Source organism: Natronoarchaeum philippinense (genome assembly GCF_900215575.1).
In the GTDB taxonomy this organism is placed as follows: domain Archaea; phylum Halobacteriota; class Halobacteria; order Halobacteriales; family Natronoarchaeaceae; genus Natronoarchaeum; species Natronoarchaeum philippinense.
Genome location: NZ_OBEJ01000003.1, coordinates 61719 through 86590, shown reverse-complemented (window position 1 = coordinate 86590; position 24872 = coordinate 61719). Strand labels below are relative to the sequence as shown.

Annotated in this window: 25 protein-coding genes; 13 read left to right on the top strand and 12 right to left on the bottom strand. The window is 66.2% G+C overall.

The window, feature by feature from the left end; genetic code table 11:
- Positions 1-60: 60 nt before the first annotated feature.
- The gene (locus CRO01_RS11310) at positions 61-669 is read right to left on the bottom strand and encodes a hypothetical protein (RefSeq protein WP_097009266.1); all 609 of its coding nucleotides are present in this window, start codon (positions 667-669) and stop codon (positions 61-63) included.
- 136 nt (positions 670-805) lie between these two features.
- On the opposite strand from CRO01_RS11310, the gene CRO01_RS11305 reads away from it, so the two are divergent.
- Both CRO01_RS11305 and CRO01_RS11300 read left to right on the top strand, forming a co-directional pair.
- Positions 806-1873: a polyprenyl synthetase family protein gene (locus CRO01_RS11305; protein ID WP_097009265.1), complete on the top strand. Its 1068-nt coding sequence runs from the start codon at positions 806-808 to the stop codon at positions 1871-1873.
- A 91-nt stretch (positions 1874-1964) separates the two neighbouring features.
- A complete protein-coding gene (locus tag CRO01_RS11300) occupies positions 1965-2216 on the top strand; it encodes a hypothetical protein (protein ID WP_097009264.1) in 252 nt (83 codons plus the stop codon).
- A gap of 14 nt (positions 2217-2230) precedes the next feature.
- Here CRO01_RS11300 and CRO01_RS16670 read toward each other — a convergent pair whose 3' ends face one another.
- Positions 2231-2398, bottom strand: a complete 168-nt coding sequence (locus tag CRO01_RS16670; protein ID WP_179747467.1) for a DUF7556 family protein — start codon at positions 2396-2398, stop codon at positions 2231-2233.
- Positions 2399-2636: 238 nt separating this feature from the next.
- On the opposite strand from CRO01_RS16670, the gene CRO01_RS11295 reads away from it, so the two are divergent.
- The 4 genes from CRO01_RS11295 (at position 2637) to CRO01_RS11280 (ending at position 7568) form a co-directional block, all read left to right on the top strand.
- Positions 2637-3488 (top strand): CBS domain-containing protein, encoded by an 852-nt coding sequence (locus tag CRO01_RS11295; RefSeq protein ID WP_097009263.1) that lies wholly within the window; start codon positions 2637-2639, stop codon positions 3486-3488.
- On the top strand, positions 3481-5247 hold the full coding sequence (glyS, locus tag CRO01_RS11290; protein ID WP_097009262.1) for a glycine--tRNA ligase: 1767 nt from the start codon (positions 3481-3483) through the stop codon (positions 5245-5247). The genes CRO01_RS11295 and glyS overlap by 8 nt, the downstream gene beginning before the upstream one ends.
- A gap of 6 nt (positions 5248-5253) precedes the next feature.
- Entirely contained in the window at positions 5254-5829 is a 576-nt protein-coding gene (locus tag CRO01_RS11285; protein WP_097009261.1) for a dolichol kinase, read from the top strand.
- 125 nt (positions 5830-5954) lie between these two features.
- Positions 5955-7568: a long-chain-fatty-acid--CoA ligase gene (locus CRO01_RS11280; RefSeq protein WP_097009260.1), complete on the top strand. Its 1614-nt coding sequence runs from the start codon at positions 5955-5957 to the stop codon at positions 7566-7568.
- 49 nt (positions 7569-7617) lie between these two features.
- Here CRO01_RS11280 and CRO01_RS11275 read toward each other — a convergent pair whose 3' ends face one another.
- The 5 genes from CRO01_RS11275 to CRO01_RS11260 all read right to left on the bottom strand — a co-directional run bounded on the left by CRO01_RS11275 (position 7618) and on the right by CRO01_RS11260 (position 11424).
- Positions 7618-8106: an ester cyclase gene (locus tag CRO01_RS11275; protein ID WP_097009259.1), complete on the bottom strand. Its 489-nt coding sequence runs from the start codon at positions 8104-8106 to the stop codon at positions 7618-7620.
- Between the two features lie 73 nt (positions 8107-8179).
- The gene (locus CRO01_RS16665) at positions 8180-8332 is read right to left on the bottom strand and encodes a hypothetical protein (RefSeq protein ID WP_179747466.1); all 153 of its coding nucleotides are present in this window, start codon (positions 8330-8332) and stop codon (positions 8180-8182) included.
- A 126-nt stretch (positions 8333-8458) separates the two neighbouring features.
- Positions 8459-9706, bottom strand: coding sequence for a cation:proton antiporter (locus CRO01_RS11270; protein ID WP_097009258.1), 1248 nt, complete (start codon positions 9704-9706; stop codon positions 8459-8461).
- Positions 9706-10257 carry a cation:proton antiporter regulatory subunit gene (locus CRO01_RS11265; RefSeq protein ID WP_097009257.1) on the bottom strand — a complete coding sequence of 184 codons (552 nt, stop codon included), beginning with the start codon at positions 10255-10257 and terminating at the stop codon, positions 9706-9708. The genes CRO01_RS11270 and CRO01_RS11265 overlap by 1 nt, the downstream gene beginning before the upstream one ends.
- Positions 10258-10302: 45 nt before the next feature.
- Complete coding sequence (locus CRO01_RS11260) at positions 10303-11424, bottom strand: mechanosensitive ion channel family protein (protein ID WP_097009256.1); 1122 nt, start codon at positions 11422-11424, stop codon at positions 10303-10305.
- A gap of 143 nt (positions 11425-11567) precedes the next feature.
- On the opposite strand from CRO01_RS11260, the gene CRO01_RS11255 reads away from it, so the two are divergent.
- Entirely contained in the window at positions 11568-14084 is a 2517-nt protein-coding gene (locus CRO01_RS11255; RefSeq protein WP_097009255.1) for a DEAD/DEAH box helicase, read from the top strand.
- Positions 14085-14104: 20 nt separating this feature from the next.
- Here the strand turns inward: CRO01_RS11255 and CRO01_RS11250 are convergent, their stop codons facing one another.
- The gene (locus CRO01_RS11250) at positions 14105-14524 is read right to left on the bottom strand and encodes a hypothetical protein (RefSeq protein WP_097009254.1); all 420 of its coding nucleotides are present in this window, start codon (positions 14522-14524) and stop codon (positions 14105-14107) included.
- Positions 14525-14667: 143 nt separating this feature from the next.
- On the opposite strand from CRO01_RS11250, the gene CRO01_RS11245 reads away from it, so the two are divergent.
- Positions 14668-16002: a cytochrome P450 gene (locus CRO01_RS11245; RefSeq protein WP_097009253.1), complete on the top strand. Its 1335-nt coding sequence runs from the start codon at positions 14668-14670 to the stop codon at positions 16000-16002.
- A gap of 92 nt (positions 16003-16094) precedes the next feature.
- Positions 16095-16637 carry a peptide-methionine (S)-S-oxide reductase MsrA gene (gene msrA, locus CRO01_RS11240; RefSeq protein WP_097009252.1) on the top strand — a complete coding sequence of 181 codons (543 nt, stop codon included), beginning with the start codon at positions 16095-16097 and terminating at the stop codon, positions 16635-16637.
- Positions 16638-16659: 22 nt separating this feature from the next.
- On the opposite strand, the gene CRO01_RS11235 is transcribed toward msrA, so the two are convergent.
- Positions 16660-17421, bottom strand: coding sequence for an Sjogren's syndrome/scleroderma autoantigen 1 family protein (locus CRO01_RS11235; RefSeq protein WP_097009251.1), 762 nt, complete (start codon positions 17419-17421; stop codon positions 16660-16662).
- A gap of 48 nt (positions 17422-17469) precedes the next feature.
- The gene (locus CRO01_RS11230) at positions 17470-17964 is read right to left on the bottom strand and encodes a hypothetical protein (protein WP_097009250.1); all 495 of its coding nucleotides are present in this window, start codon (positions 17962-17964) and stop codon (positions 17470-17472) included.
- Between the two features lie 174 nt (positions 17965-18138).
- Here CRO01_RS11230 and mdh point away from each other — a divergent pair, with 174 nt between their 5' ends.
- On the top strand, positions 18139-19053 hold the full coding sequence (gene mdh / locus CRO01_RS11225; protein ID WP_097009249.1) for a malate dehydrogenase: 915 nt from the start codon (positions 18139-18141) through the stop codon (positions 19051-19053).
- Between the two features lie 243 nt (positions 19054-19296).
- On the opposite strand, the gene CRO01_RS11220 is transcribed toward mdh, so the two are convergent.
- Positions 19297-19542 (bottom strand): ferredoxin, encoded by a 246-nt coding sequence (locus CRO01_RS11220; RefSeq protein WP_097009248.1) that lies wholly within the window; start codon positions 19540-19542, stop codon positions 19297-19299.
- Between the two features lie 172 nt (positions 19543-19714).
- On the opposite strand from CRO01_RS11220, the gene CRO01_RS11215 reads away from it, so the two are divergent.
- Complete coding sequence (locus CRO01_RS11215) at positions 19715-22012, top strand: ATP-dependent DNA helicase (protein ID WP_097009247.1); 2298 nt, start codon at positions 19715-19717, stop codon at positions 22010-22012.
- Between the two features lie 16 nt (positions 22013-22028).
- Positions 22029-22589 carry a KEOPS complex subunit Cgi121 gene (gene cgi121, locus CRO01_RS11210; RefSeq protein ID WP_097009246.1) on the top strand — a complete coding sequence of 187 codons (561 nt, stop codon included), beginning with the start codon at positions 22029-22031 and terminating at the stop codon, positions 22587-22589.
- 29 nt (positions 22590-22618) lie between these two features.
- On the opposite strand, the gene CRO01_RS11205 is transcribed toward cgi121, so the two are convergent.
- Positions 22619-23344: a DUF7537 family lipoprotein gene (locus CRO01_RS11205; protein ID WP_097009245.1), complete on the bottom strand. Its 726-nt coding sequence runs from the start codon at positions 23342-23344 to the stop codon at positions 22619-22621.
- A gap of 62 nt (positions 23345-23406) precedes the next feature.
- On the opposite strand from CRO01_RS11205, the gene CRO01_RS11200 reads away from it, so the two are divergent.
- The gene (locus CRO01_RS11200; protein WP_097009244.1) at positions 23407-24828 is read left to right on the top strand and encodes an oxidoreductase; all 1422 of its coding nucleotides are present in this window, start codon (positions 23407-23409) and stop codon (positions 24826-24828) included.
- Positions 24829-24872 lie beyond the last annotated feature (44 nt).

Below are 24872 nucleotides of genomic sequence, written 5' to 3'. Positions count from 1 at the left end.
CGGCGAGCTTCCGCGAGGAACGCAGACAGTCGGTACGGGTGCAATCGAACGCGGCGTCGATCACCCGAGCGGCGTGAGTGCGAGAACGGTCAGCACCGAGATGCTTCCCAGCGTCAGTCCGACTGTCGTCTCGAGAGGCGAGAGATCTTCGATCGTGAGCGCGACGGGCACGCGGATCGCAAGCACCACCAGTAGCGGGGCGAGCCGGAGATCCTGTAGCGTCAGAAACACGAACAGAGCCGTCGGGAAGATGACGCCACCCGAGAGGTTGAGGACGCGTCTCGCCGGGAGCCACAGCGCCACGGCGACGCCGGAGACGAGACCGAACCCTTGCACGACCGCCGGCCAAGCGTTGTAGCTCCAGACGCCGTAGATCACCGCGGCGACGACGAACAACAGGCCGCCCTGAATCTCGTTGATCGTTCCGTCTTCGAGCGGGACGAACGGCTGGTACTCCACGGCCATCGCGCCGAACCACCCGCCGAGTGCGATGCCCAGCGCCGCGAGCAACTGCGCCGACAGCGACGCCGACGAGTCCATCGTCCACCCGAGATAGACGATGAACGGAAACGCCGTCGGAAGAAGAAAGCGAGGCTGAGTCATCAGGTCGAGTGCTTTGAGTGGCGATACCTCCGAGAGAGAGCCGGCAGAACTGTTTTCTGTAACCATCGGTTTGGACACCGTGCAAGAATATTCCGAGTAGATAACTTATAATTTAAGCGGTTTACAGACAGATGTAGATGCGCAGGTGTCCGCCGAGCCGACGGATCGAAACACTTTCTTGCTGAGAATATAGAAAGAAAATATGAGCCACGGCGTGGGAACGGCAGGAGAAGAGCGTGTCACAGAGGCGATCGGTGCCGTCCTACCGACGACGATCGACGAGCAGTACCTCGCAGAGACGTTCGGAGCGGCGACGTACGAGTACGATACGGAAGCCGTCCAGCGATCGCTATCGGACCCGGTCTGGGAACTACTGGACCGCGGCGGAAAGCGGTGGCGCGCGACGGTGTTCAGAACGCTGGTCGAAGGGTTTAGAGCGGATCCCGAGCCGTACGCGCCCTACGCCGCCGTGCCGGAACTGCTCCACACGGGAACGTTACTCGTCGACGACGTCGAAGACGGGGCGTCGATGCGCCGCGGCGAACCGGCGATCCACGAGCAGTACGGAGTCGACATCGCGCTGAACGCCGGCAACGCCCTGTACTTCCTGCCGATGACGATTCTGCGCCGGAACCCCGGCGACGTGGACGGCGACACTCGACTGGCTGCCTACGAGATGATCATCGACGAGCTCAACCGAGCGCATCTGGGCCAGAGCCTCGACATCCACTGGCACAACGAGCGGGAGATCCGGATCGACGAAGCCCGGTATCTGGAGATGTGTTCGTGCAAGACGGGCAGCCTCGGCCGACTCGCCGCCCGGCTCGCCGCGATCCTTACCGAACAGCCGCCGGCGGCCGAACGTGCCGTCTCGAACTGGGCACGAGACCTGTCGCTGGCGTTCCAGATCAGCGACGACGTGCTCGACATCGAGAGCACGCGCGGGGCAGTCGAGGGGTTCGGCAAAGAGGCGGGCAACGACATCCGGGAAGGCAAGAAGACGTTGCTGGTCATCCACGCCGCCGAACACGCGCCCCCCGAAGACGTTGCGAGACTGGAAGCGATTCTCGACGCGGGGGACACCGACCGCCGAGAAATCGAGGAGTGTATCGACATTCTGGACGAATCCGGGAGCATCGACTACGCTCGCCAGCGGGCCCGCGAACTAAAAAATCGCGCACTCGATCATCTCGACGCCGTCGATCTCGACGCCGACGCCGCGCGCGAACTGGCCGCGTTCACCGAGTTCGCCGTCGAGCGGGAGGTGTAGTGCGGTGGAGATCGAGAGCCGACCCGCGGCGTCGAACAGCGGGATCCGACTCCCAACAACCGACAGCGACAGCAGGTCCGCGTGAGTTCACATGCGTGAGACAATCGAGCGCGTGTTCTACGAGTACCTGTACGGTGACTGGGAGTCGCTGACGCGCTGGGGCTGGCTCTACGCGCACGCGTCGATCCTGCTGGCGACCGCGCTGGTGGGGTACACCTACGCGCACGAGCGCTACGTCCTGACGCTCCTGCTGGTGCCGGTGCCGATGGTCTACTTCTACAAGCGCTACGAGAAAGCGAGGACCTACACAGTCCACGCAGAGACGGACAGCCACGAGGAGTGACGGCGTCGAAACAGCTACCGCGAGGACGGAAGCGACGGCGCGTCGTCTACCGACATCGAGATCCAAGCGCCGTCGGCCGTGATGTCGGCGATGACGAACCGCTCGTCCTCGCCCTCACCGTCGACCGAGCCGACGATTTCGCTCGCGCCGTGCGACGTGTCGCTGTAACCTGCCGTCGACATATACATAATTATCTTTCACACATGTATAAACCCGTCGGATTCAATTGTGCCTGTAGATAGACCGATATCGCCCGTAGATCCCATGCAACAGCCGTCAGACGCAAGCACGTCGAGAGCGACAGCGGTGTAGCGGCCTCGGTCAGCGGTGACGAAGCGGGCGCGAGACGCCGACGCCACAGGGAGTGAGCCCGACCCACGAAGCACGGCCTTTATGACGGATTTGGACGTACCGCGTGGTATGAATGTGTCCGACGCGATGACGCCGCGGTCCGAGCTCGTCACGGTCGAGCTGCCCGGTAGCCGCGACGACGCCCTGGAGTACCTGCAGGACCGCGAGTTCTCCTCCGTGCCGGTCGTCAAACCCGGCGACGACGGCGAGGAGTACCGCGGACTGATCTCCCGAGAGAGCCTGATCGAACAGCCCGACGAGGACCAGCTCGCGCTGCTGATGGACGAAGTGCCGACGGTGACCCGCGACGCCGCCATCGAAGAGCTGGCCGCGCTGATGGTCGAGGAAGGCGCTCGACGCGTCCCCGTCGTCGATGGCGAACTCGAAGGGATCGTCACGATCACCGACGTGATCCGAGCGATCGCAACCGGCGATGTCGACACCGACGCCGAGGTCGGGGCGCTTGCAACTCGAGACGTCAACACGACCTTCGCCGGCGCGCCGCTGGTCGTCGCCATGCGCGAGCTCTACTACGCCGGCGTGCCCTACGCTGTCGCGCTCGACGAGGAGGGCGAGCCGGCCGGTATGCTGACCGAGGTCGACGTGCTCGACGTGGCCGAGATCGTCGAGGACGAAGAGCAGACCGGCAACAGCTTCGCCGATCAGGACGACGACTGGATGTGGGAGGGCATCAAGGGCGTGGGCAGCCGGTCGATGACCGTCCGGAACGTCGAACTACCCGAGGGAACGGTTGCCGAGTTCATGACCGAGGACCTCGTGACCGTCTCGGAGGGCAAGTCCGCGCAGGACGCCGCCCAGCTGATGATCACCGACGACATCGAGCAGATCCCGCTGGTCTCGGGCGGCGACCTCGTCGGCATCGTCCGGGACATGGATCTGCTGGAGGCGCTGTATGAGTGAGAGCACGGCCGAGAAGCTCGTCGAACTCGCCAAGCGACGGGGCTATTTCTTCCCGTCGGCCGGCGCGTACGGCGGCGTCGCCGGCTTCTACACGTTCGGTCCGCAGGGCGCCGCGCTCAAGCAGAACGTCGAAGACGCGTGGCGCGAGCGCTTTGCGGTCCGAGAGGGCCACCAAGAGATCGACGCGCCGACGGTGATGCCAGAGCCCGTCTTCGAGGCCTCGGGCCACCTCGACGGCTTCGACGACATGCTCGTCGAGTGCGCCGAGTGCGCCGAGAGCCACCGCGCCGACCACCTCATCGAGGACAACACCGACATCGAGGAAGCCGAATCGGTCCCGATCGAAGAGGTCGAAGACCTGATCGCGGAGCACGATCTCGTGTGTCCGTCCTGCGGCGCCGAGCTGGCGGGCGAGCCGGTCGAGGACTTCAACCTCATGTTCGGCACGAACATCGGCCCGGGCTCGTCGTCGCCGGGCTACCTGCGTCCCGAGACGGCACAGGGTATCTTCGTCGAGTTCCCGCTGCTGTCGGAGTACGCCCGCAACCAGTTGCCCTTCGGCGTCACGCAGATCGGTAAGGCCTACCGAAACGAGATCAGCCCGCGCAAGTCCGTCATCCGGACCCGGGAGTTCACACAGGCCGAACTCGAACTGTTCGTCGACCCCGAGGGCGAGGGCCCCGACCTCTCGCGCGTCGAGGACGTCGAGGTGCGCCTGTACCCGATCGGCGAGCAGGAAGACGAGGGGGGCGAGCTGATCGAGACGACGATCGGCGAGGCCGTCGACGACGGCACGCTCGCCAGCCCGTGGATCGCCTACTATCTGGGCGTCGCACAGGAGTGGTACGAGCGCGTCGGCGTCGACGCCGATCGGTTCCGGTTCCGTCAGCACCTCGCGGGCGAGCGCGCCCACTACGCCAGCGACTGCTGGGACGCCGAAGCCGAACTCGACGGCGACTGGATCGAGCTGGCCGGCTTCGCCTACCGCGGCGACTACGACCTCTCGAAACACGCCGAACACTCCGACGAGGACTTCACCGTCTTCCAGCAGTACGACGAGCCGGTCACCGTCGAGCGCGCGACGGTCGATCCGGACATGAGCTACCTCGGCCCCGAGTTCGGCGGCCAAGCGCAGGACGTTGCCGACGCGCTGGCCGATTTGGCCGAGGCCGATCGGTCGGCGTTCGAGGACGAGGAGGTTTCCGTCAGGGTCGACGGCGAGGAGGTCTCCGTCCCCGTCGAGAAGACGAACTTCTCGGTCGACGAAGTGACCGAGTCGGGCGAGCACGTCACGCCCCACGTCGTCGAGCCCTCGTTCGGCGTCGATCGGCTGCTGTACACCGTCCTCGATCACGCCTACGCCGAGGACGAGGTCGGCGGCGAGGAGCGCACCTACCTCGCGCTCGACGCCGAAGTCGCGCCGACGACCGTCGGCGTGTTCCCCCTGATGGACAAGGAAGGCCTCGGCGAGCGCGCCCGCGACCTCGCGGCGGACCTGCGCGCGGCCGGCCTGTCGGTCAACTACGACGACTCCGGCGCGATCGGCCGGCGCTACCGCCGACAGGACGAGATCGGCACGCCGTTCTGTGTCACCGTCGACTACGAGACCCTCGAAGACGGCACCGTCACGGTGCGCGAGCGGGACTCGACCGAGCAGCTTCGAGTGCCGGTCGACGATCTCGACGAGACGCTAACCGCACTGCAGGACGGCGACATAACGTTCGACGAGGTCGACGGCGAGCCGGTCGAGGAGGACTAACGAGCGATGGCCGACGAGATCAAGCGACGCCTCGTACACATCAGCGGGACGGGGATGCCCGCGTTCTACCTCGCCGGCATCTTCAGCTGGCAGGACCTCCAGTTGTTCTTGCTGATCGGCAGCGGCGTCGCCGCCGTGCTGGAGGTGATCCGCCTTTCGTTCGGGCTGGACTGGTGGATATACGACAAGCTCACCCGCGAGTACGAGCAGGACAACCCCGCGGGCTACGCGCTGTACATGTTCAGCCTGACGGTCGTCGTCATGCTGTTAGAGCCCGACATCGCCATCCCCGCGATGTTGATGCTGACGCTCGGCGACCCGATCAGCGGCGTGCTCGGCAGCGACGAACTCCGCGCGATCAAGCGCCCGCGCGTGCTCGTGACGATGTTCGGCATCTGTCTACTGGTCGCGCTGCCGTTCCTGACGCTGTCGGCGGCGCTGTTGGCCGCCGCGGCGGCGACGGTGGCCGACGGCGTCAAGCCCCGCATCGCCGGCTTCGTCATCGACGACAATCTCTCGATCCCGCTGGCGGCCGGACTCGTCGGCTGGTTCGGCGTGACGTTCCTGCCCGCGCTGGCCTGACGCCGGGCACAGGGTTCGGAAGAAAACGCGGTGTAACTGCCGACCGTTCGACCTTCTGTCGCTGAAACGGAAATTGTTGCCTTGAATAGCACGTTTAGTGCGTTCGGCGGTCGAATCCTTCATGAATGAAAAAACAATTACTCGTGACCGACTTCCTCGACAGAGCCAGAACGTACTACGGCGATTACGAGGCCGTCGTGGGTACCGACGGCGAGCGCTTCACGTACGACGAGTTCGGCGAGCGCGTCGACCGGTTCTCGGCGGCGCTGCAGGCCCGCGGCGTCGAGAAGGGCGACCGCGTCGCGGTGCTGGACCCGAACACGCACTATCACCTCGAAGCGGCGTTCGGGGCGATGCAGTGTGGCGCTGTCCACGTCCCGCTGAACTACCGCCTCGAACCCTCTGACTACGAGTACCTCCTCTCGGACTCGGGGGCCAGCGTCGTCTACGCCGACTACGAGTACGCCAGCAAGATCGAGGCGATCCGCGACGAGATTCCCGCCGAGGTCTTCGTGACGAACGACCCGGCGCCGGTCGAGGGCGACTGGATCGACTTCGAGTCGTTCCTCGCGGACGACCCCGACGGTTACGAGCGCCCGGAGATGTCCGAGGACGAGATCATCACCATCAACTACACCTCGGGAACGACCGGCGATCCGAAAGGCGTCTGCCGGACCCATCGAACGGAGTCGCTGCACGCCCAGCTGGTGACGATCCACCACCACCTCACCGACGACGACGTGTACCTGTGGACGCTGCCGATGTTCCACGTCAACGGCTGGGGCCACATCTACGCCGTCACCGGCCGCGGCGCGAAACACGTCTGCACGCGCGGCGTCGACGCCGAAGCCGTCTTCGATGCGATCGACGGCGAGGACGTGTCCTTCCTCTGTTGTGCGCCGACCGTGCTGACGATCCTCGGCGAGTACGCCGACGAGCACGACCCGGCGTTCAGCGGCGACAACCCGGTCCGCGTGACCGCCGCCGGCAGCGCCCCGCCGAGCGCGACGATCCGAGAGGTCGAAACCGAGTTCGGCTGGGAGTTCACCCAACTGTACGGCGCGACCGAAACCGGGCCGCTGATCGCCACCTCCGACGCCAACCGGCTGATCCCCGACGAGGGCGGGCTCCGCTTCTCGCTGAAACAACGCCAAGGCGTCGCCCCACTGGGAACCGAACTCCGTGTGGTCGACGACGACGGGGAGCGGGTTCCACGCGACGACACCACCATCGGCGAGGTGGTCGTCCGGGGCAATCAGGTCATGGAAGAGTATTGGGAGAAGCCCGACGAGACCCACGCGGCGTTCAACGACCGCCTCGAAGGCTGGTACCACACTGGCGACCTCGCCGTCGTCAACGAGGACGGCATGATCTCGATCAAGGACCGCAAGAAAGACATCATCATCTCCGGCGGCGAGAACATCTCCTCGGTCGAATTGGAGGACACGCTGTTCGACCACGAGGCCGTCGGCGACGTGGCGGTCATCCCCGCGCCGTCCGAGAAGTGGGGCGAGACGCCGAAGGCGTTCGTCGTCCCGGACAACGGCGATCCCGAAAATCCCGGCGTGACCGCCGACGAGTTGACCGCGTACACCCGCGAGCAACTGGCCGACTACAAGATCGTCCACAGAATCGAGTTCGTCGACGAAATCCCGAAGACTGCGACCGGGAAGATCCAGAAGTACGAACTGCGAAAGCGCGAGTGGGACGACGAGGACCAGATGGTCGGGAAAGGGTAGCGAGTCCGGGCGCAGCGTTCAGTGAGACGCACGTGACGGGTGTCCCGTCTCATCGCCCACTTTTTACGAGGTTGACGAGCGTACGCGCAAGGCCGCCCAGCGTGAACTCCTCCGGCGCGACGCCGAGTTGTTGGAGCATCCCGAACTGGTCGATGTTCTCCCACGTTTCCACTGCTCGTCCGTCCTCGTCGTAACGGGTGAGGAAGGTTCCGGACACGCGCACCGTTCGGCCGGTCGGCTTGAGCCCGACGAACTCCCCTGTGTGCGTTCCGGTCATCACCCAGTGACCAGCGACAGCATCTCCCTCGACGATAACCGGTCCGAAGGTGAATTCGGCGTCCGGGAAGCCGTTGATAAGTTCCCGTTGCATGTCTTTGTACTCGGCGTTCGTCAGGTCCGTCCCGTCAAAGTGACCGACCCAGTCGGATGCGTGGTAGTCGTCGATGAACGCGAGATTGTGCTTTTCGTGGACCTCGTCGGCCCAGCGTTGTGGAAGCCGTCGGCGCTCTTCGATCGTATCTGTCCGTTCTGCGGTCATTGGCACTCCTCCCCTCTGCTAATAAGACGTGGTAGGATCTAAGAAGCGCCTTGCCAGAATCTAACGGACGTAATTAGTCCTGTTTTGCTTCGAGTTCTTCTACTCGCTGTTTCAGTTCCTCTACCTGCTCTTCAGTGTCGTCCCCCGTATCGCGGTTGATGAGGGCTACGAGACCGAGGAATACAGGGACGGTACCGATCACGAGGAGGAGGAAGAAAAACCACATTTCAATTCTCGCGCGAAAATAGTTGTATATTTAACTTATTTCTTTTGCTTAGTACGGACGTGTACTGATCAGTTGGACAGTCAGAACGACCCGAAAATCCGGCAGCCCAAGCGCAACCGCCAGCCCTCACTCCGCGGCGTCGGCGAGATACGGCTCGGCGATCGACCAGAGCCGATCGGCGTACTGCATCAGCACGGTGCCGAGAATGCTCATGACGAGCACGTAGCCGACCGTGAGATCCGGGATCGTCTCGGTCATCACGGTCCCGGTGCCGGCGGCGGCGATCGTCGCCGCGATGATCAGCGAGAACTCCCCGCGAGTGACCATGCTGGCGCCGACCCGGAGCGACCGGCGTTCGTCGAGGTCGTAGACGCGACCGCCGAGATAGCCGCTGACGAGTTTCGTCGGCGTCGTCACGAGGACTGCGAGGACGAGCACGGCGACCAGCATGGGATCGGCAAAGACGCTCGGATCGGTTCCGATGCCGACCCAGAAGAAGAAGACGGCCGCAAAGAGGTCCCGGACGGGCATCAACAACTCTTCGATCTCGTGGACGTGATCGGTCGAGGAAAAGCCCATCCCGACGAAGAAGGCCGCGACGGCCTCGCTGACATCCAACAGGAGCGCGAGGCCGGCGACGAAGACGACCAGCGCCACGGTGCGAAGCACCGTCGCTTCTTGGGAGTCGACCGCCAGAAAGCGCTGGAACAGGTCCGAGCCGTAGAAGACGCCGCCCAGCAGCACACAGAGGAAGCCGACGGCGACGCCGATGTCGATCGCCGCGTCGGCGACGCTGCCGCTCCCGACCACGATGGCCGAGACGATCGCCAGATACAGCGCGATAAACAGGTCCTCGAAGACGAGCGTTCCGAGGATCGGGTTGCTCTCGTCGTTGGCGATCCAGCCCAGATCGATCAGCGATTTGGTGATCACCGCGCTGGAGGAGATGTAGACGATCCCGCCCAGCAGGACGGCTTCGATGGGCGACCAGCCGATCGCAAGCCCCAGGAGGACGCCGACGGGGAAGTTGATCCCGAGGTCGATCGCGCCGGCGGTGCTGATCCGCTCGCGGCTGGCGAGCAGGCGGTCGATGCTGAACTCCAGTCCGAGGAAAAACAGCAAGAAGACGATCCCGAGCTCGGCGCCGAGTTCGACGAAGACGCTCTCGGCGACGTAGGGCTGGCCGATCGTCAGCGAGCGCTCGCCGACAGCGAGAGTCAGCGGGGCGAGCCGCCCGAGGACGTGCTCGCCGACGAGCATCCCCCCGACGATATAAAAGGGGATGACCGACTGGCCAAGCCGGTCGGCGATCGTCCCGGCGAGCGCGAGCGTGACGAACAGCGCGCCGATCTCGATCAGCGGCGTCGCCGCCATTAGGCTCCGTCGGCGTCAGACCGCTCGTCGTCCGACGCGATCCCGGCATCGGCATCGTCGAGCGCCGCGTCGCCGGCCGCGAGCCGTTCGAGTTCGGTATGACTCTCCCGGTCGCCGATCGAGACGAGCGTGTCGTCGACCCGGAACTCCACGTCCGGCGGCGGGTTCTGGATCGTCTCGTCGCCGCGCTGGACGGCGATAATCGAGGCGCCAGTGCGCTGGCGGACGCCCGATTCGGCGAGCGTCGCTCCGACCAAATCGGACTCGTCGGTGACTTTCGCCCACTCGATCAGCGTGTCGTCGTCGAGGACGGTGCTGATCTCGTCGTCCCGGATCGGCTGGAAGTACGCCCCCTCCATGATCGTCCCGACCTGCCTGGCGAGCTTGTCCGACAGCTCGAATAGCTTCTCCGAGTCGGCGTCGGGCGCCTCGCGGACGAACAGCTCGCGCTTGCCGGTGTTGTGAATCACGATCACGAGCTGTGCCTCCCCGTCGAGGTCGACCTCGAACTTCTTGCCGACCCCAGGGAGGTCGCTCTCGTAGATTGCCATACCGGCACATGGGTGTAACTCGGCAAAAGAGTCGTGGTCCGGCGCTCACTCGACGCCGTCGCGCGGGCGAGACTCACGGCTCGTCGAGTCGGACTCGGACGAAGATAGATCGTCGCCGAACGTCAGCGTCCGCTGGGGGAACGGGATCTCGATGTCGGCGTCGGCGAGCGTCCGATGGATGCGCTCGTTGAGTGCGTCGCGGGCGGGCGCTTCGCGCGCCGGGTGGTGGATGAAGGCGCGGCACTCGAACTGCAGCGCCGAGTCGCCGAACTCGCGGAAGTGAACGCGCGGGCGGGGGTTGTCGAGCACTTCCTCCTCCGAGCGCATCGCGTCGAGCAGTGCCGCCTCGACGCGGTCGAGATCGCTGTCGTAGGCGACGCCGACGGGCACTCTGATGCGCTTGTAGCGCTGGGGCGCCGACTCGTTGGTGACGTGGGTCGAGTTCAACACGGCGTTGGGAATCGTCACCTCGACCCGGTCCAGCGTCACGATGGTAGTCGCCCTGAGTCCGATGTCTGTGACGGTCCCTTTCTCGCCGGAGTCGAGCACGACGAAGTCGCCCGGTTTGTACGTGTCGTCGGCAAAGAGCGCGAGCCCGCCGACGAAGTTGGCGATGGCATCCTGAGCGGCCAGTCCGATGACGATGCCGACGACGCTCGCCGACGCCAGAAGGGGCGTCACGTCGACGCGCCAGACGTTAAGCAGTGAGAAGAGGGCGACAAGAACGACGACCGCGGACCAAACGTTCGACAGTACGGGCGCGACCTCCGAACCGGGCGCATCCTCGCTCAGCCGATGGAGCAGTCGGTGACCGAGCCGAACCGCGGCGACGCCCCAGACGACGACGAGCGCGGAGAGCAACGCGCCTTCGAGATAGAAGCCAAGCATCGGAAGTTCCGCAATCCGGACGGCGACGTAGACGCCGCCGAGAACGAGCGTGCGCGCGATCGGCGTCGACAGCACGTCGAACAGCAGCGCCGGGAGCGATGCGCCGGTCTCGTCGACGTACCAAGCGACGACCGATGCGAGCAGTTTGAGCGCGATCGCCGCAGCAGTCGTGGCCGCAATGACCAGCAGTATCAGTGGAACTGAGCCCAGACTTGCGAGGGCCTCGGGAAGCGCGAGCGCGAAGGCGGTATCGGCGGCGATTGCGGCTGGCGATTGCACGTCCCGTATTTCCACGCTGGAGTACTAATTCACCAGTCCCGGTCCGGTGACATACCAGCCAACGATCGGGCCCGTTCCGGCCCCGCGACCACTTTCACCGCGCTGGGCGAATCCTTAACCGGCCCGGTCCCGAACCGCCTCCAATGGCCGCCACGGACGACGAACCCGCCCACGTGGACCACCCCCTGCTCGCGCCGGCGTTTCTCGAACGGCGCCTCTACCAGCTCCAGCTCGCCGGGACCGCGACGGACGATCACACGCTCGTCTGCCTGCCGACCGGACTCGGTAAGACGACGGTAAGCCTGCTCGTGACCGCCAACAGACTGGAAAGCGTCGGCGGCAAGTCGCTGTTTCTCGCGCCGACGAAGCCGCTCGTCCAGCAACACGCCGACTTCTACCGCGAAGCGCTGGAGATCCCAGACGAGGAGATCGTCGTGTTCACCGGCGAGGTCAGTCCCGACGACCGTTCGGCGCTCTGGGAGGAGGCGACGATCGTCATTGCGACGCCACAGGTCGTCGAGAACGATCTGGTCGGCGGGCGCGTGAGTCTCCGGGACGTGACGCATCTCACCTTCGACGAGTGCCACCGCGCGACCGGCGATTACGCGTACAACTACATCGCCGAGCGGTACCACGCCGACGCCGCCGATCCCCTCGTCACGGGGATGTCGGCGTCGCCCGGCGGCGACGAGGAGGAGATTCTCGAAGTCTGCGAAAATCTCGGCATCGAGGACGTGGAGGTGATGACCGAGGAGGACGCCGACGTGGCCGAGTACACCCACGACACCGAAGTCGAGTGGGAGCGCATCGACCTGCCCGAGACGATCACCGACATCCGGGACGCGCTGAACGACGTGATCGAAGACAGGCTGGAGAAGCTCAAGGAACTCGGCGTGACCAACAAGCGCAGCGCCGACCTCTCGGAGAACGACCTCCAGTCGATGCGCGCCGAGTTGCAGAAGCTGATGAACAACGACCAGTCGGAGGGGTACAAGGGGATGTCCGTCCACGCCGAGATCCGGAAGCTCCGGACGGCCGTCACCTACGTCGAGACTCAAAGCGTCGAAGCCCTAGAGCGGTACTTCGAGCGTCTGCGCAACGCCGCCCGTTCTTCGGGCGCGTCGAAGGCCGACCAGCGTCTCGTCTCCGATCCGCGAGTCCGGACGGCGATGCAAGACTGCGCGTCCTACGACGATCTGCACCCGAAGTTCTCCCGAACCCGCGTCCTGCTGGCTCAGACGCTCGGCATCGAGGACGGCGAGCGCGTGATCGTGTTCACCGAGTCGAGAGACACCGCCGAGATCCTCACCGAGTTTCTCTCGGAGAGCTTCGACGCCCGGCGGTTCGTCGGGCAGGGCGACCGCGAGGGCAGCGACGGGATGACACAGAAACAGCAACAGGAAACCCTCGACGCGTTCCGGAACGGGGAGTTCGAGGTGCTCGTCTCCACGTCGGTCGCCGAGGAGGGGTTGGACGTGCCGGAGGTCGACCTCGTGCTGTTCTACGAACCCGTTCCGACGGCGATCCGGTCGATCCAGCGGAAAGGACGAACGGGCCGGCAGGACGAGGGCCGCGTCGTCGTCCTGCTGGCCGAGGACACCCGCGACGAGGCGTACTTCTGGATCTCGCGCCGGCGCGAGCAACAGATGGAAGACGAACTCCGCGAGCTCAAAGGGATCACCGACGATATCGAGGAGGAACTCGACGACAGCCAGCAACAGCTCGGCGACTACGCAGGCGAGTCGGGAGGCGGTGGATCGACGAACGCCGGTGAATCAGCCGCCGACGGCGGGAGCGACCAGCCCGGTCTGGCGGACTTTACGGGTGCAGACAGCAGTTCGGACAGCGACGAGAGCGGCGACGACGCCGCGGCGTCATCGGCGTCCGACAGCGATTCGACAGCGGCGTCCAGCAGCGGTTCGGCGTCCAGCGGCGACGCCGAAGCGGCCGAACCCGACGAAGACGCCACAGTCGCAACTGCCGAACCGGACGACGACGGCACGATCGAGATCGTCGCCGACCAGCGCGAACTCGACGCCAACATCGCCCGCGAACTCTCGAAGCGCGAGGACGTCCAGACGAGACTGGAGACGCTGGAAGTCGGGGACTACGTGCTCTCCGATCGGGTCGCCGTCGAGCGCAAGGCCGTCGACGACTTCCTCGATACCCTCACCGGCGGCGATCGGTCGCTGTTCGAGCAGGTCGGGGACATGAGCCGGCACTACTCCCGGCCGGTCGTCGTGCTGGAGGGGGAGGGCCTCTACGAGAAACGGGACGTACACCCGAACGCGATCCGGGGCGCGCTGTCGAGTCTCGTCGTCGACTTCGGCGTCAGCGTACTCCGAACCGAAGACGAGGACGACACCCGCGAGCTGTTGGCGGTGATCGCCGGGCGCGAGCAGGAAAACGAGGACCGAGAGGTGTCGATCCACGGCGAGAAGCAGTCGAAGACGCTGGCCGAGCAACAAGAGTACGTCGTGGCGTCGATCGCGGACGTTGGGCCGGTGACGGCCAGATCCTTGCTCTCGGAGTTCGGTACCGTCGAGGCGGTGATGACCGCCCGGAAAGACGATCTGCTGGAAGCCGAAGGCGTCGGGGACGTGACAGCAGATCGGATTCGGGACGTGATCGGCAGCGAGTACGTCCCCGACGGGCGATAGCTGGACCGTTCCGTCCCGACTCAGCAGGTTTCGGCGCCGTTGCCCGAGTACAGGATTTCGAGAAACTCGTCGGGCGTGACCGCGACGGTGACTAAGTGACAGGTCTCGGGATGCGGTTCGTCGAACACGACCGTCTCCGGGCCGCCGCCGTCGATCGCCGCCTCGACCGTGTACTGGTCGACCTCGGCGGGCCAGTCGCGGGCGATATCGACGCCGGTTGCCCCCTCGTCGTCCGCCCCGTCGAGCGTTCTGGTGGTGGTGAAGACCGTCTCGCCGTCTGCCTGCAGGTCGACTGCGATCTCGTGGGACTCACCGTGGCCGTTTCGCAGCCGCATCGCACCGATCGTCACCGGATCTTCGGCTTCGGCATCGGCCTCCGGCGAGAGACAGCCGGCGGTGACGAGGCCGATTCCGACGCCGAGGAGTTCTCGTCGATCCATCTGTTCGAGCCGAACACAGCAGCACACAAAAAATGTAGCGAGGCTCAAAAGGGCAGAGTCGGGTCGTCATCACACGCGACAGCACCGTTGGTAACCGCTGGGGCAAACACCCTTATCTCCGCACGACATAGTGTGAAGGTAACATGCAACGCTCCGCGTCCGGCCGCGGCGCCCCGCCCGGTCCCGACGGCATCCCGCTACTGGGCAACACCCGTGAGTACGTACAGGACCCGCTGGCCTTTTTCGAGGATCTGGCCCGCGAGTACGGCCCGGTTGCGGCGTACGAGATCGGCGGCGAGCAGTTCGTGCAGGTGAGCGATCCCGAACTGGTCCGGCGCGTGCTCGTCGACGACAACGACGCGTTCGTCAAGGGCGAGCAGTTTATGGAGACGCTCAAACCGGTGCTGGGCGACGGTCTCCTGACCAGCGAGGGCGAGCTCTGGCGCTCGCAGCGCCACACCGTCGAGCCGTCCTTTTACCCCGAGATGCTGGCGTCGTACGCGACTGAGATGACCGATGCGACCGAGCGCGCGCTGGCCGACTGGACGCCCGGCGAGCAGCGAGATATCCACGAGGACATGATGAGCCTCACCGTCGAGATCGCCGCGCAGGCGCTGTTCGATGTGGACATCCGGGCACAGGAAGAAGCGATCGGAGAGGCGTTAGAGACGGTGATGGACCGGGCCTCGTCGTCGATCCGGCGGCCGGTCGACGTGCCGCGGTGGGTGCCGACGCCCGGAAACCGGCGGTTCAACGCGGCGCTGGACGACTTGCACGCCGTGGCCGAGCGCATCATCGAGAAGCACGAACGGGCTGGCGGCGACGCGAGCGATGTCGTCTCGCTCCTGCTGGCCAGCGACGACGACCTGCCGCGCGAGCGCATCCGCGACGAAGTGATCACGATCCTGCTCGCGGGCCACGAGACGACCGCGCTGGCGCTGACCTACGCCCTGCACCTGCTCTCGGAGAATCCCGGAACACGCGACCGACTGCAGGCCGAACTCGACGACGTGCTCGGCGGCCGGCCGCCGACGGTCGAGGATCTCGACGACCTGCCCTACACCGAGCGCGTCATCGAGGAAACGATGCGGGTCTACCCGCCCGTCTACGACCTCCTCCGCGAGGCGACCGAGGACATCGAGATGGCGGGCTACCGGATCCCCGAGGGCCGGACCGTCACGTTCCAGCAGTGGGTGCTCCACCGCGATCCTCGGTTCTACGACGACCCCGAGCAGTTCCGCCCGGAGCGCTGGACCGACGAGTTCCGCGAGGACCTGCCGGCGTTCGCGTACTTCCCCTTCGGCGGCGGGCCGCGGCGCTGCATCGGCGACCGGTTTGCGATGCTGGAGGCGCGGCTGGTGCTGGCGACGATCTGTCAGGAGTGGACGGTCGAATCGGCCGTCGCAAATCTCGGCTTCAGGCCGTCGATCACGCTGCGGCCGGACGGGCCGGTCGAGATGGTGCCCGAGCGACGGTAGACGACACGTCGGCGACGACCCAGCAACGCCGGATACCGGCTGATTCCGTCCTGACCCAGCCATTCAAACCCGTCGGGCGCCTACCGTAGGACATGACCGAACAACTCGAACACGCGACGTTCGGCGGAGGCTGCTTCTGGTGTGTCGAGGCCGCGCTGAAGCCGCTCGACGGCGTCGAGGCCGTCACGTCGGGCTACGCCGGCGGCCACGCGGATAATCCGAGCTACAAGCAAGTCTGTCGGGGAACGACCGGCCACGCCGAGGTGGTGCAGGTCGCGTACGATCCCGACGAAATCAGCTATCCGGACCTGCTGGAGGTCTTTTTCACGATCCACGACCCGACCACCGAGGACCGCGAGGGGCCCGACGTGGGCTCGCAGTATCGGTCGATCGTCCTCTATCACGACGACGAACAGCGTGAACTCGTCGAGACCTTTGTCGTCGAACTCGAAGAGTCGGGCGCCTACGACGACTCGATCGTCACCGACATCGAGCCACTGGAGACGTTCTACGAGGCCGAAGAGCACCATCAGGACTACTTCGAGAAGAATCCACAGGACGCCTACTGCCGGATGCACGCCGCGCCGAAAGTCGAGAAGGTCCGCGAGCAGTTCACCGGTCGAGTAGCGAAGTAGCCAAGCAGTCGCCGCTGCCCGGTTATCGCCGCAGTGCGTCGAGCGCTTCGGCAGCTTCGCGGGCGGCTTCGAGATGCTCTTTCGCGCGGCGCGGATCGTCGGTCGTCGCCGCCGCGCCGGCGAACCGGTTCAAGGCAGTGACGAGCGCCGCGTCCGCGTCGGCGAGGTCGCCGGCCGACGCCGGGGACTGGTCGGCGCCGCGTGACGCCGCCGTCGAGCCGTCCGACGCATCCGCGGGGGCCGGTGACGATCCTGTGTTGGCGTCGGCCTCACGTCGGCCGGCGTCGACCGCACGGCGTCCCGACGCCGCGGCGCGGTTGGGCTGGGTGTCGGCATCAGTGGGCTGACGCTCGGTTGCTGTAGGCTGGGCGTCAGCGGCCCGAGCGTCGGCGGCCGATTGCTGGGCGTCAGCATCGGCGGATTGTGCGTCTACGCCAGCGGACTGTGCGTCCGCAGCAAGAGTCGAACCGTTGGCAGCACCGGTGGTGGCAGCGTTGGCGTTAGCAGCACCGGCGTCGGCGGCGTTGGCGTCATCTCCGTTCCCCGCCTCTGCCCCGTTCCCCACCTCCGCCTCGCGCTGGGCCGCCGCGTTGCAGGTCGGGCAGAACTCTTGGCCGTTCTGCCGGAAGATCGGGTCGCCACAGCGGTCGCAGTGCTGGTTCGTCATCGTCGCGCCCTGCAGGAGCAACTGACTCATGCGCTGGGTGTCCTCGCGGTCGGCGTCGTCCTCGCCGTACTTCTCGCGGAGCTTCTCGCGCTCGGCTTCCTTGTCGAACTCGCTCATATCCGGTAGGAGGGGTCGCGCGGACTAAAAAACCAGCAAGTTCGCAGGTCAGTCACGGGTGAGCGCGTACGCCAGCGCGACCGGCAGTGCGTAGACGACGTGACCGACGAGCGTGATCAGCGTCCCCGGAATTGCGAGGTTCGGGAACGGCGGCGCCATCGGGAACCCGACGGCCTGCAGCCATAGCGGCATCACGATCACCGGAAGCAGCGTCGTCAGGACGCCGTAGCCGACGCCGAGCGATGCGGCGCCGCGCAGCGTGTGAGCGTAGTCGTCGAGTCCGGCGGCGCCGACGAGCACGACGAACGCCACGCCGAGGACGACGCCGTGGAACTGGTGGAACGCCCAGCCGACCGCCGGAGCCGGCCCCGAGAACCCGTACATCGCCGGGATCGCCATTGCTAGGATCGGATCCGGAATCACGTACTGCATGATCAGTCCGAACAGGATGCTACCGACGAACCCGCCGACGGCACCCGCGGCCAGCCGGGTCGTCGTCACGTTCGGGAGCGGTGCGATCGTTGGTGTGGTATCTGTTGCCATACCTACGTGGAGAGTCGCCGTCGAGTCGCAAGAACCCGTCTCGGTCGTGTGGCTTGGTCACACGATAGGGAGAGAGTTATATCGTCGAGAGGCGAATGTCGAGAGACAGAATGCGGCAAGATAGCACGCCCCGTCCGAAGCTTTAACCGGCGTCGCGCGGCCAGTTTAGGGTGTATGACCAAAGTTAGCGTTGTCGGTGCGGCCGGAACGGTCGGCGCCGCGGCGGGGTACAACATCGCGCTCCGGGACGTGGCCGACGAAATCGTCTTCGTCGACATCCCCGATAAGGAGGCCGACACCGTCGGGCAGGCCGCCGACGCGAACCACGGCGTCGCCTACGACTCGAACACGACGATCCGGCAGGGCGGCTACGAGGACACCGCCGGCTCCGATGTCGTCGTCATCACGGCCGGAATCCCGCGCCAGCCCGGCCAGACACGAATCGATCTGGCGGGCGACAACGCGCCGATCATGGAGGACATCGGTTCGTCGCTGGCCGAGCACAACGACGACTTCGTGACGATCACGACCTCGAACCCGGTCGACCTGCTGAACCGCCACCTCTACGAGACGGGCGAGCGCGCCCGCGAGAAGGTGATCGGCTTCGGCGGCCGGCTCGACTCCGCGCGCTTCCGATACGTGCTCGCAGAGCGCTTCGACACGCCGGTCCAGAACGTCGAGGCGACGATTCTGGGCGAGCACGGCGACGCGCAGGTCCCCGTGTTCTCGAAGGTCCGCGTCGACGGCGCCGATCCCGAATTTAGCGACGAGGAGAAAGACGAGATTCTCGAGGAACTCCAAGAGAGCGCGATGAACGTCATCGAGAAGAAAGGCGCGACCGAGTGGGGACCGGCGACCGGCGTCGGCCACATGGTCGAGGCCGTGCTTCGGGACACAGGCGAGGTACTGCCCGGATCGATCGCGCTCGACGGCGAGTTCGGCCACTCGGACGTGGCGATGGGCGTCCCCGTCAAACTCGGCAGCGACGGCGTCGAGGAGGTCGTCGAGTGGGACCTCGACAGCTTCGAGCGCGAGCAGCTCGGCGAGGCCGCCGACAAGCTCTCCGAGCAGTACGAGAAGATCGAGTAAGACGCCACACGGCGCTCTCGACGTAGTTCGGAACGGCGGTGCGCACTACTGGACCGAGATCACTGTTCGCGTCGGAGCGGGCGGTCCCGATCGACTGACGGCGTCGACTCGGACACGTCGGCGTCGACGAACTCCGCCCACTCGGTGACGTGGGTTCGCTTTCGGCTCATGGGCTTCACCTATGCGAGGGTGCAACACGATTTGTTATAATCTTTTTGTCGGTGTTCCTATGATTTGGCGTGCTCAAGGAATCAGCTGTTCGCCGTCGTCGTCGTACACGACGATAGCGTCGACCGGACACGAGCGGGCGGCGAACTTCGCGTCGAGTTCGGCGTCGTCGGGCACTTCGCGGACGAACACGTCGTCGTCGGTCTCCTCGCTGTCCGCGAGATTGGCCTTGCCGGCGTCCTCGTCTTTCTCGAAGGCGTCCCATTCGGCGACGCACTGGAACATCCCGATGCAGGTGTCGCGGTCGAACTCGACTTTCATACCGCGTGGTTGGCGCGAGGGAACCAAATGGATGACGGAGCGCGAGACGGGATCAGTCGGCGGCGACGCCGACGACCCATCGGCGCCGTGCCGTCGTGACGCCGAAGCCAGCCTGCCGCCAGCCGACCCCACGACGGAAGTTTAAACCACAGGAGGGGCCAACGGAGGGGTAATGGAGACTGCGGAGCTAGAGCGCGTCCCGCCGGGCTTCGTCGAGTACCTGCAGGCCCAGGGGATCGAGGAGCTGTACCCGCCCCAAGCCGAGGCCGTCGAGGCGGGCGTCACGACGGGCGAGAACGTCGTGGCGAGCGTGCCGACCGCCAGCGGGAAGACGCTGATCGCCCAGCTCGGGATGCTCTCGGCGATCGATCGGGGCGGCAGAGCCCTGTACATCGTCCCGCTGCGCGCGCTGGCCAGCGAGAAGAAGGCCGAGTTCGAGGCGTTCGAGGACTTCGGCGTCTCGGTCGGCGTCTCGACGGGCAACTACGAGGCCTCCGGCGAATGGCTCGCCGAGAAGGACATCGTCGTGGCGACCAGCGAGAAGGTCGACTCGCTGGTGCGAAACGGTGCCGGCTGGATCGAGGACATCGACTGCGTCGTCAGCGACGAGGTCCACCTGATCGACGACGCCTCACGGGGGCCCACGCTGGAGGTGACGCTGGCGAAACTCCGCCAGCTCAACCCGAATTTGCAGACGGTCGCGCTGTCGGCGACAGTCGGCAACGCCGACGAGATCGCCGACTGGCTCGACGCCGAACTGGTCGACTCGACGTGGCGCCCGATCGACCTCAAAAAGGGCGTCCACTTCGGCAACGCCCTCCACCTCGACGACGGCACCCAGCGCGAGCTGCCGACCCGGAAGTCCGAGAAGCAAAGCGCCGCTATCGTCCGGGACACTTTAGAGGACGGCGGCTCCTCGCTCGTGTTCGTCAACTCCCGGCGGAACGCCGAGGTCGCCGCCCGACGGCTTTCCGATGTCGTCGAGCCGAGCCTCTCGCCCGAGGAGCGCGAGCAACTCGAATCGGTCGCCGCCGAGATCCGGGACGTGTCCGACACCGAGACGAGCGACGACCTCGCGGCGGCCGTCGAGCGCGGCGGCGCGTTCCACCACGCCGGTCTCGCGGCAGAACACCGCTCGCTCGTCGAGGACGCCTTCCGCGATCGACTGCTGAAAGTCGTCAGCGCGACGCCGACGCTCGCGGCCGGCGTCAACACCCCGAGCCGTCGGGTGATCGTCCGGGACTGGCGCCGCTACGACGGCACCGCCGGTGGGATGCAGCCGCTGGACGTGCTGGAAGTCCACCAGATGATGGGCCGGGCCGGCCGGCCGGGGCGGGATCCCTACGGCGAGGCCGTCCTGCTCGCCAGCAACCACGACGAACTCGACGAGCTGTTCGACCGGTACGTGTACGCCGAGCCCGAGCCAGTGCGCTCGAAGCTCGCCGCCGAGCCCGCCCTTCGGACCCACGTGCTGGCGACGATAGCAAGCGGGTTCGCACGCTCTCGGGACGCGCTACTGGGCTTTCTCTCGGAGACGCTCCACGCCAGCCAGACCGACGACGCCGACCAGTTGGAAGCGGTCGCCGACAGCGTGATCGAGTATCTCGAACGCAACGAGTTCATCGAGCGCGGAGAGAGCGCGAGCGAGGACGTGGAACTCTCCGCGACCGGCCTCGGCCACACCGTCTCGCGGCTGTATCTCGATCCGATGAGCGCCGCCGAGATCGTCGACGGCCTGCGCGACGCCGCCGAAAACGACCGGACGCCGACGCCGATGGGCCTCTATCACCTCGTTGCGCGGACGCCGGACATGTACGAGCTATACCTCAAATCCGGCGACCGCGAGGAGTACACCGAACTGGCCTACGAGCGCGAAAGCGAATTCCTCGGCGCGATGCCGAGCGAGTTCGAGGACGTGCGCTTCGAGGACTGGCTCGCCGCGCTCAAGACCGCGGATATGCTCGAAGACTGGGCCGAGGAGGTCGACGAGGATCGGATCACCGAGCGGTTCGGAATCGGCCCAGGCGACGTGCGCGGGAAGGTCGACACCGCCGAGTGGCTGCTCAACGCGGCCGAGCAGCTCGCCGCCGACCTCGATCTCGGCGTCTCGCCGGCGATCCGCGAGGCGCGCAAGCGCGTCGCGGACGGCATCAAAGAGGAGCTGCTCGAACTCGCCGGCGTCCGAAACGTCGGCCGCAAGCGCGCTCGGAGGCTGTTCGACGCCGGTATCGAGACCCGCGCCGATCTGCGAGAGGCCGACAAGTCGGTCGTGCTCGGGGCGTTGCGCGGCCGTCGGAAGACCGCCGAGACGATCCTCGAAAACGCCGGCCGGCGCGATCCCACACTGGAGGACGTAACGGCCGATCAAGACGCACGGGCCGCGGTGGAGCGTTCCGACGACGGCGGCTCAGGAGCAGGCGAGGACGACGCGAGCGCGGACGCCGACCAAGCGAGTTTGGGTGATTTCTGATGGAGGAAGCGTACTGATGTATCTGCTCGAAGGACAGGCGACGATCGAGGATGTGGACGACACCGTTGCCGAATTAGCGGCTATCGGGGACGAGCACGACTGTACGGTACAGGCGTTCGACGCGCGCTATCTCGCCGGACGCGAGCACCTCGAACGCGCGGTCGAACTGGCCGACCGGGCGATCGAGCGCGGCGAGAACGTCGCGCGGGACCGAGGCGTCGAGATCCTGCTGTACGCGGCGGGCCGACGCCAGATCGACGACGCGCTGGCGATGGGCGTCGACGCGGGCGAGACCGACGTTGCGGTAGTGATCGACGGCGTCGCCGAGGACGGCGAGCGCGACGACAGGACGATCAGCGCGAACGACGCCGACGCGACGGCGCGCGAAGCCGACGCCGCCGCGGCGGTCCGCGAGACACTGGCGATCGAGGAGCACTCGACCATCGGCGTCGAGCACGCCGACGAGGCGCTCGTGCGGGAGTTTTTCGAGATCACCGAGGCCGAACTGTCGGCGACCGGTGCCGACCTCGCCGATGTGGTTCGAGAGCGGGTCGCGCTACTCGATGTCGAAAAATAAGCAGGCAGTGGCTGGGGGCAGTCAACTAGTCAGGTCGCCGCCTTGGCGTCGTCGAGCCAAGTGGGCTGTTCGACCGTCACGGAGCCGTACTCGAAGTCGAAGTCGGCCGAGACATCGGCGCCCTGATCGATCGATAGCGAGTGGATGCGGCCCTCCGTATCGACGACCAGTTCGATCGAGACATCGCCGCTACCCTCGATGGAGCCGTCGCCCGTGTAGGTCAGCAGCGTCGCCGACCCGTCCTGCGAGACCGACGTGGCGGTGAGGTTGGTCGCCGAGAGCGTCGACTCGAACTGCGCGATCGACACCTGCGCGTACGCGTCGGGACGGCTGGCGACGTACTGGACGTTCGAACCGTCGTCGATCCGGGTGTACGTCGAGCCGTTGGCGGTGCGATACACCTCGACCGAGCCCGCGAGTTCGAGTCTGGAGAACTCGGTGCCGGCGTCGTTGTCGACGGTCGAGTTCAACACGAGTTCTTGGGTTTCGTCGCCGGCGTCGACCCGGATCGACGCCGACGCTTGGTAGCCTGCGGCGTCCGCGATCGCGGCGTCGTGGGTCGCCAGCGCTTGGCTCGCGTTGGTGAGACCGGTCTGGGCGTAGCCGTCGGGGTACGCGACTGTTTCGAGCGTCGGTGCCTGCTCGGCGTCGTTCGGATCGTCGCTCGTCGAACTGTCGTCGCCCGGCATCGCGCCGCTACAGCCCGCCAGCGCGACGAGGACGACGACCGCGACGATCGCAAGGTGACGGCGCATAGACGACAAAAGGGTACCGGCGCGACAAACGCTTTTGGGCCGATAGCACGCAGTGAGAGACGATGGCACGGCTCGAAGCCCCAGTCGGGATCGGCGATCGGACGCTCCAAAATCGGCTCTACCGGGCGCCGCTGCTGGAGTGTGCGGGCAACGGGCCCGAGGCCGTCGACGCGCTGATCGAGGACTTGGAGCCGGCGGCCGCTTCTGGCGCGGGGCTGCTCTGTCAGGGCGCAACGATCGTCCGAGGCGAGGGCGGGTGTGCGGCCCCGGGGATGACGCGCGTCCACGATCCCGAGTTCGTCGAGCAGTTAGCGCGGCTCACAGAGCGGGTCCACGACCACGGAGCGAAGATAGCGATCCAGCTCGAACACGGCGGGCTGCGGAGCATGGAGGTCTGGCACGCCGGCTATCGACAGTCCCATTCCGGCCTAGAGCAGTTGGCCGTCTCGCGTCCGCCGTGGCAACTCCGAGCGCTCGACCGGCTCGGACTGGTCTCGTTCGACCCGCACGTGCTCGACACCGCCGAGGTGTACGGGCTGGCTGCCGACTTCGGCAAAGCCGCCGCCCGGGCGGTCGACGCGGGCTACGACGCGATCCACCTCGCCGGCGCGAACATGGGCGTCGTCCAGCAGTTTCTCTCCCCGTTTTACAATCGGCGGGACGACGAGTTCGGCGGCTCCCGGCGCGAGCGCGTGCGGTTTCTCGAACTCGTCCACGACGAGATTCGCGCCCGGGCGGGCGACGTACCCCTGCTGACGAAAGTTCCAGCCGAAACGGCGGCGCCGCGACTGGTGCAACGGCATCTCGATCTCGACGACGGCGTCTGGATTGCCGAACACCTCGCAGACTACGGCTACGACGCCGTGGCGCCGGTCCGCGCGAACGTGACGTGGGACATGAGCATCGTGCGCGGCGAGTATCCCGGCCGCGCGTGGGAGCGCGAGGAGTTCGCCGACGGCTACGCCGACGCCTTCGGCAGTCGCTATCGGGCCCGCGCGGTGGCGGCGCTCAATCGACTGCAAGCGCGTCGATTCGAGTTCGAACCGGCGTGGAACGAGTCGTTCTGTCGGCGGGTGCGCCGCCGTGTCGACGTGCCGGTCATGCTGGAGGGCGGCGTCCGCGAGCGCGGCCAAATGGACCGCCTGCTCGGCGCGACGGGCGAGGAGCCGGCCTGCGATCTGGTCGGGATGGCCCGGCCGTTCTACGCCGAGCCGCGGCTTCCCGCGCGGCTGCTGGACGCCGAAGCGCACAGCGCTTCGAGCCCTCGTTCGCAAGCTCACGAGGACGCCGAAGAACAGTACTCTTCGAGCCCTCGTTCGCAAGCTCACGAGGACGCCGAAACGCGAGCCGTCTGCGAGAGCTGTAACAACTGCACCGTTCCGCAAGTCACCGGCGCACCCGGCGTCTGTCGGACGCCGTCGGTCCTTCGGCGTCGCGGCGAACTGGAGAAGCAAGGAGCGTACGAGCGGGACGCCGACGATTGAGCGTCGAACCCGTGCGTGACGCCACAGCCGCGCCGAGCGACCGC

Excerpts from the sequence above, each read along its gene's own strand:
- CRO01_RS11310 (WP_097009266.1), bottom strand. The coding sequence starts at position 669 with ATGGTTACAGAAAACAGTTCTGCCGGCTCTCTCTCGGAGGTATCGCCA.
- CRO01_RS11305 (WP_097009265.1), top strand. The coding sequence starts at position 806 with ATGAGCCACGGCGTGGGAACGGCAGGAGAAGAGCGTGTCACAGAGGCG.
- CRO01_RS11300 (WP_097009264.1), top strand. The coding sequence starts at position 1,965 with ATGCGTGAGACAATCGAGCGCGTGTTCTACGAGTACCTGTACGGTGAC.
- CRO01_RS16670 (WP_179747467.1), bottom strand. The coding sequence starts at position 2,398 with ATGTCGACGGCAGGTTACAGCGACACGTCGCACGGCGCGAGCGAAATC.
- CRO01_RS11295 (WP_097009263.1), top strand. The coding sequence starts at position 2,637 with ATGAATGTGTCCGACGCGATGACGCCGCGGTCCGAGCTCGTCACGGTC.
- glyS (WP_097009262.1), top strand. The coding sequence starts at position 3,481 with ATGAGTGAGAGCACGGCCGAGAAGCTCGTCGAACTCGCCAAGCGACGG.
- CRO01_RS11285 (WP_097009261.1), top strand. The coding sequence starts at position 5,254 with ATGGCCGACGAGATCAAGCGACGCCTCGTACACATCAGCGGGACGGGG.
- CRO01_RS11280 (WP_097009260.1), top strand. The coding sequence starts at position 5,955 with ATGAAAAAACAATTACTCGTGACCGACTTCCTCGACAGAGCCAGAACG.
- CRO01_RS11275 (WP_097009259.1), bottom strand. The coding sequence starts at position 8,106 with ATGACCGCAGAACGGACAGATACGATCGAAGAGCGCCGACGGCTTCCA.
- CRO01_RS16665 (WP_179747466.1), bottom strand. The coding sequence starts at position 8,332 with ATGTGGTTTTTCTTCCTCCTCCTCGTGATCGGTACCGTCCCTGTATTC.
- CRO01_RS11270 (WP_097009258.1), bottom strand. The coding sequence starts at position 9,706 with ATGGCGGCGACGCCGCTGATCGAGATCGGCGCGCTGTTCGTCACGCTC.
- CRO01_RS11265 (WP_097009257.1), bottom strand. The coding sequence starts at position 10,257 with ATGGCAATCTACGAGAGCGACCTCCCTGGGGTCGGCAAGAAGTTCGAG.
- CRO01_RS11255 (WP_097009255.1), top strand. The coding sequence starts at position 11,568 with ATGGCCGCCACGGACGACGAACCCGCCCACGTGGACCACCCCCTGCTC.
- CRO01_RS11250 (WP_097009254.1), bottom strand. The coding sequence starts at position 14,524 with ATGGATCGACGAGAACTCCTCGGCGTCGGAATCGGCCTCGTCACCGCC.
- CRO01_RS11245 (WP_097009253.1), top strand. The coding sequence starts at position 14,668 with ATGCAACGCTCCGCGTCCGGCCGCGGCGCCCCGCCCGGTCCCGACGGC.
- msrA (WP_097009252.1), top strand. The coding sequence starts at position 16,095 with ATGACCGAACAACTCGAACACGCGACGTTCGGCGGAGGCTGCTTCTGG.
- CRO01_RS11235 (WP_097009251.1), bottom strand. The coding sequence starts at position 17,421 with ATGAGCGAGTTCGACAAGGAAGCCGAGCGCGAGAAGCTCCGCGAGAAG.
- CRO01_RS11230 (WP_097009250.1), bottom strand. The coding sequence starts at position 17,964 with ATGGCAACAGATACCACACCAACGATCGCACCGCTCCCGAACGTGACG.
- mdh (WP_097009249.1), top strand. The coding sequence starts at position 18,139 with ATGACCAAAGTTAGCGTTGTCGGTGCGGCCGGAACGGTCGGCGCCGCG.
- CRO01_RS11220 (WP_097009248.1), bottom strand. The coding sequence starts at position 19,542 with ATGAAAGTCGAGTTCGACCGCGACACCTGCATCGGGATGTTCCAGTGC.
- CRO01_RS11215 (WP_097009247.1), top strand. The coding sequence starts at position 19,715 with ATGGAGACTGCGGAGCTAGAGCGCGTCCCGCCGGGCTTCGTCGAGTAC.
- cgi121 (WP_097009246.1), top strand. The coding sequence starts at position 22,029 with ATGTATCTGCTCGAAGGACAGGCGACGATCGAGGATGTGGACGACACC.
- CRO01_RS11205 (WP_097009245.1), bottom strand. The coding sequence starts at position 23,344 with ATGCGCCGTCACCTTGCGATCGTCGCGGTCGTCGTCCTCGTCGCGCTG.
- CRO01_RS11200 (WP_097009244.1), top strand. The coding sequence starts at position 23,407 with ATGGCACGGCTCGAAGCCCCAGTCGGGATCGGCGATCGGACGCTCCAA.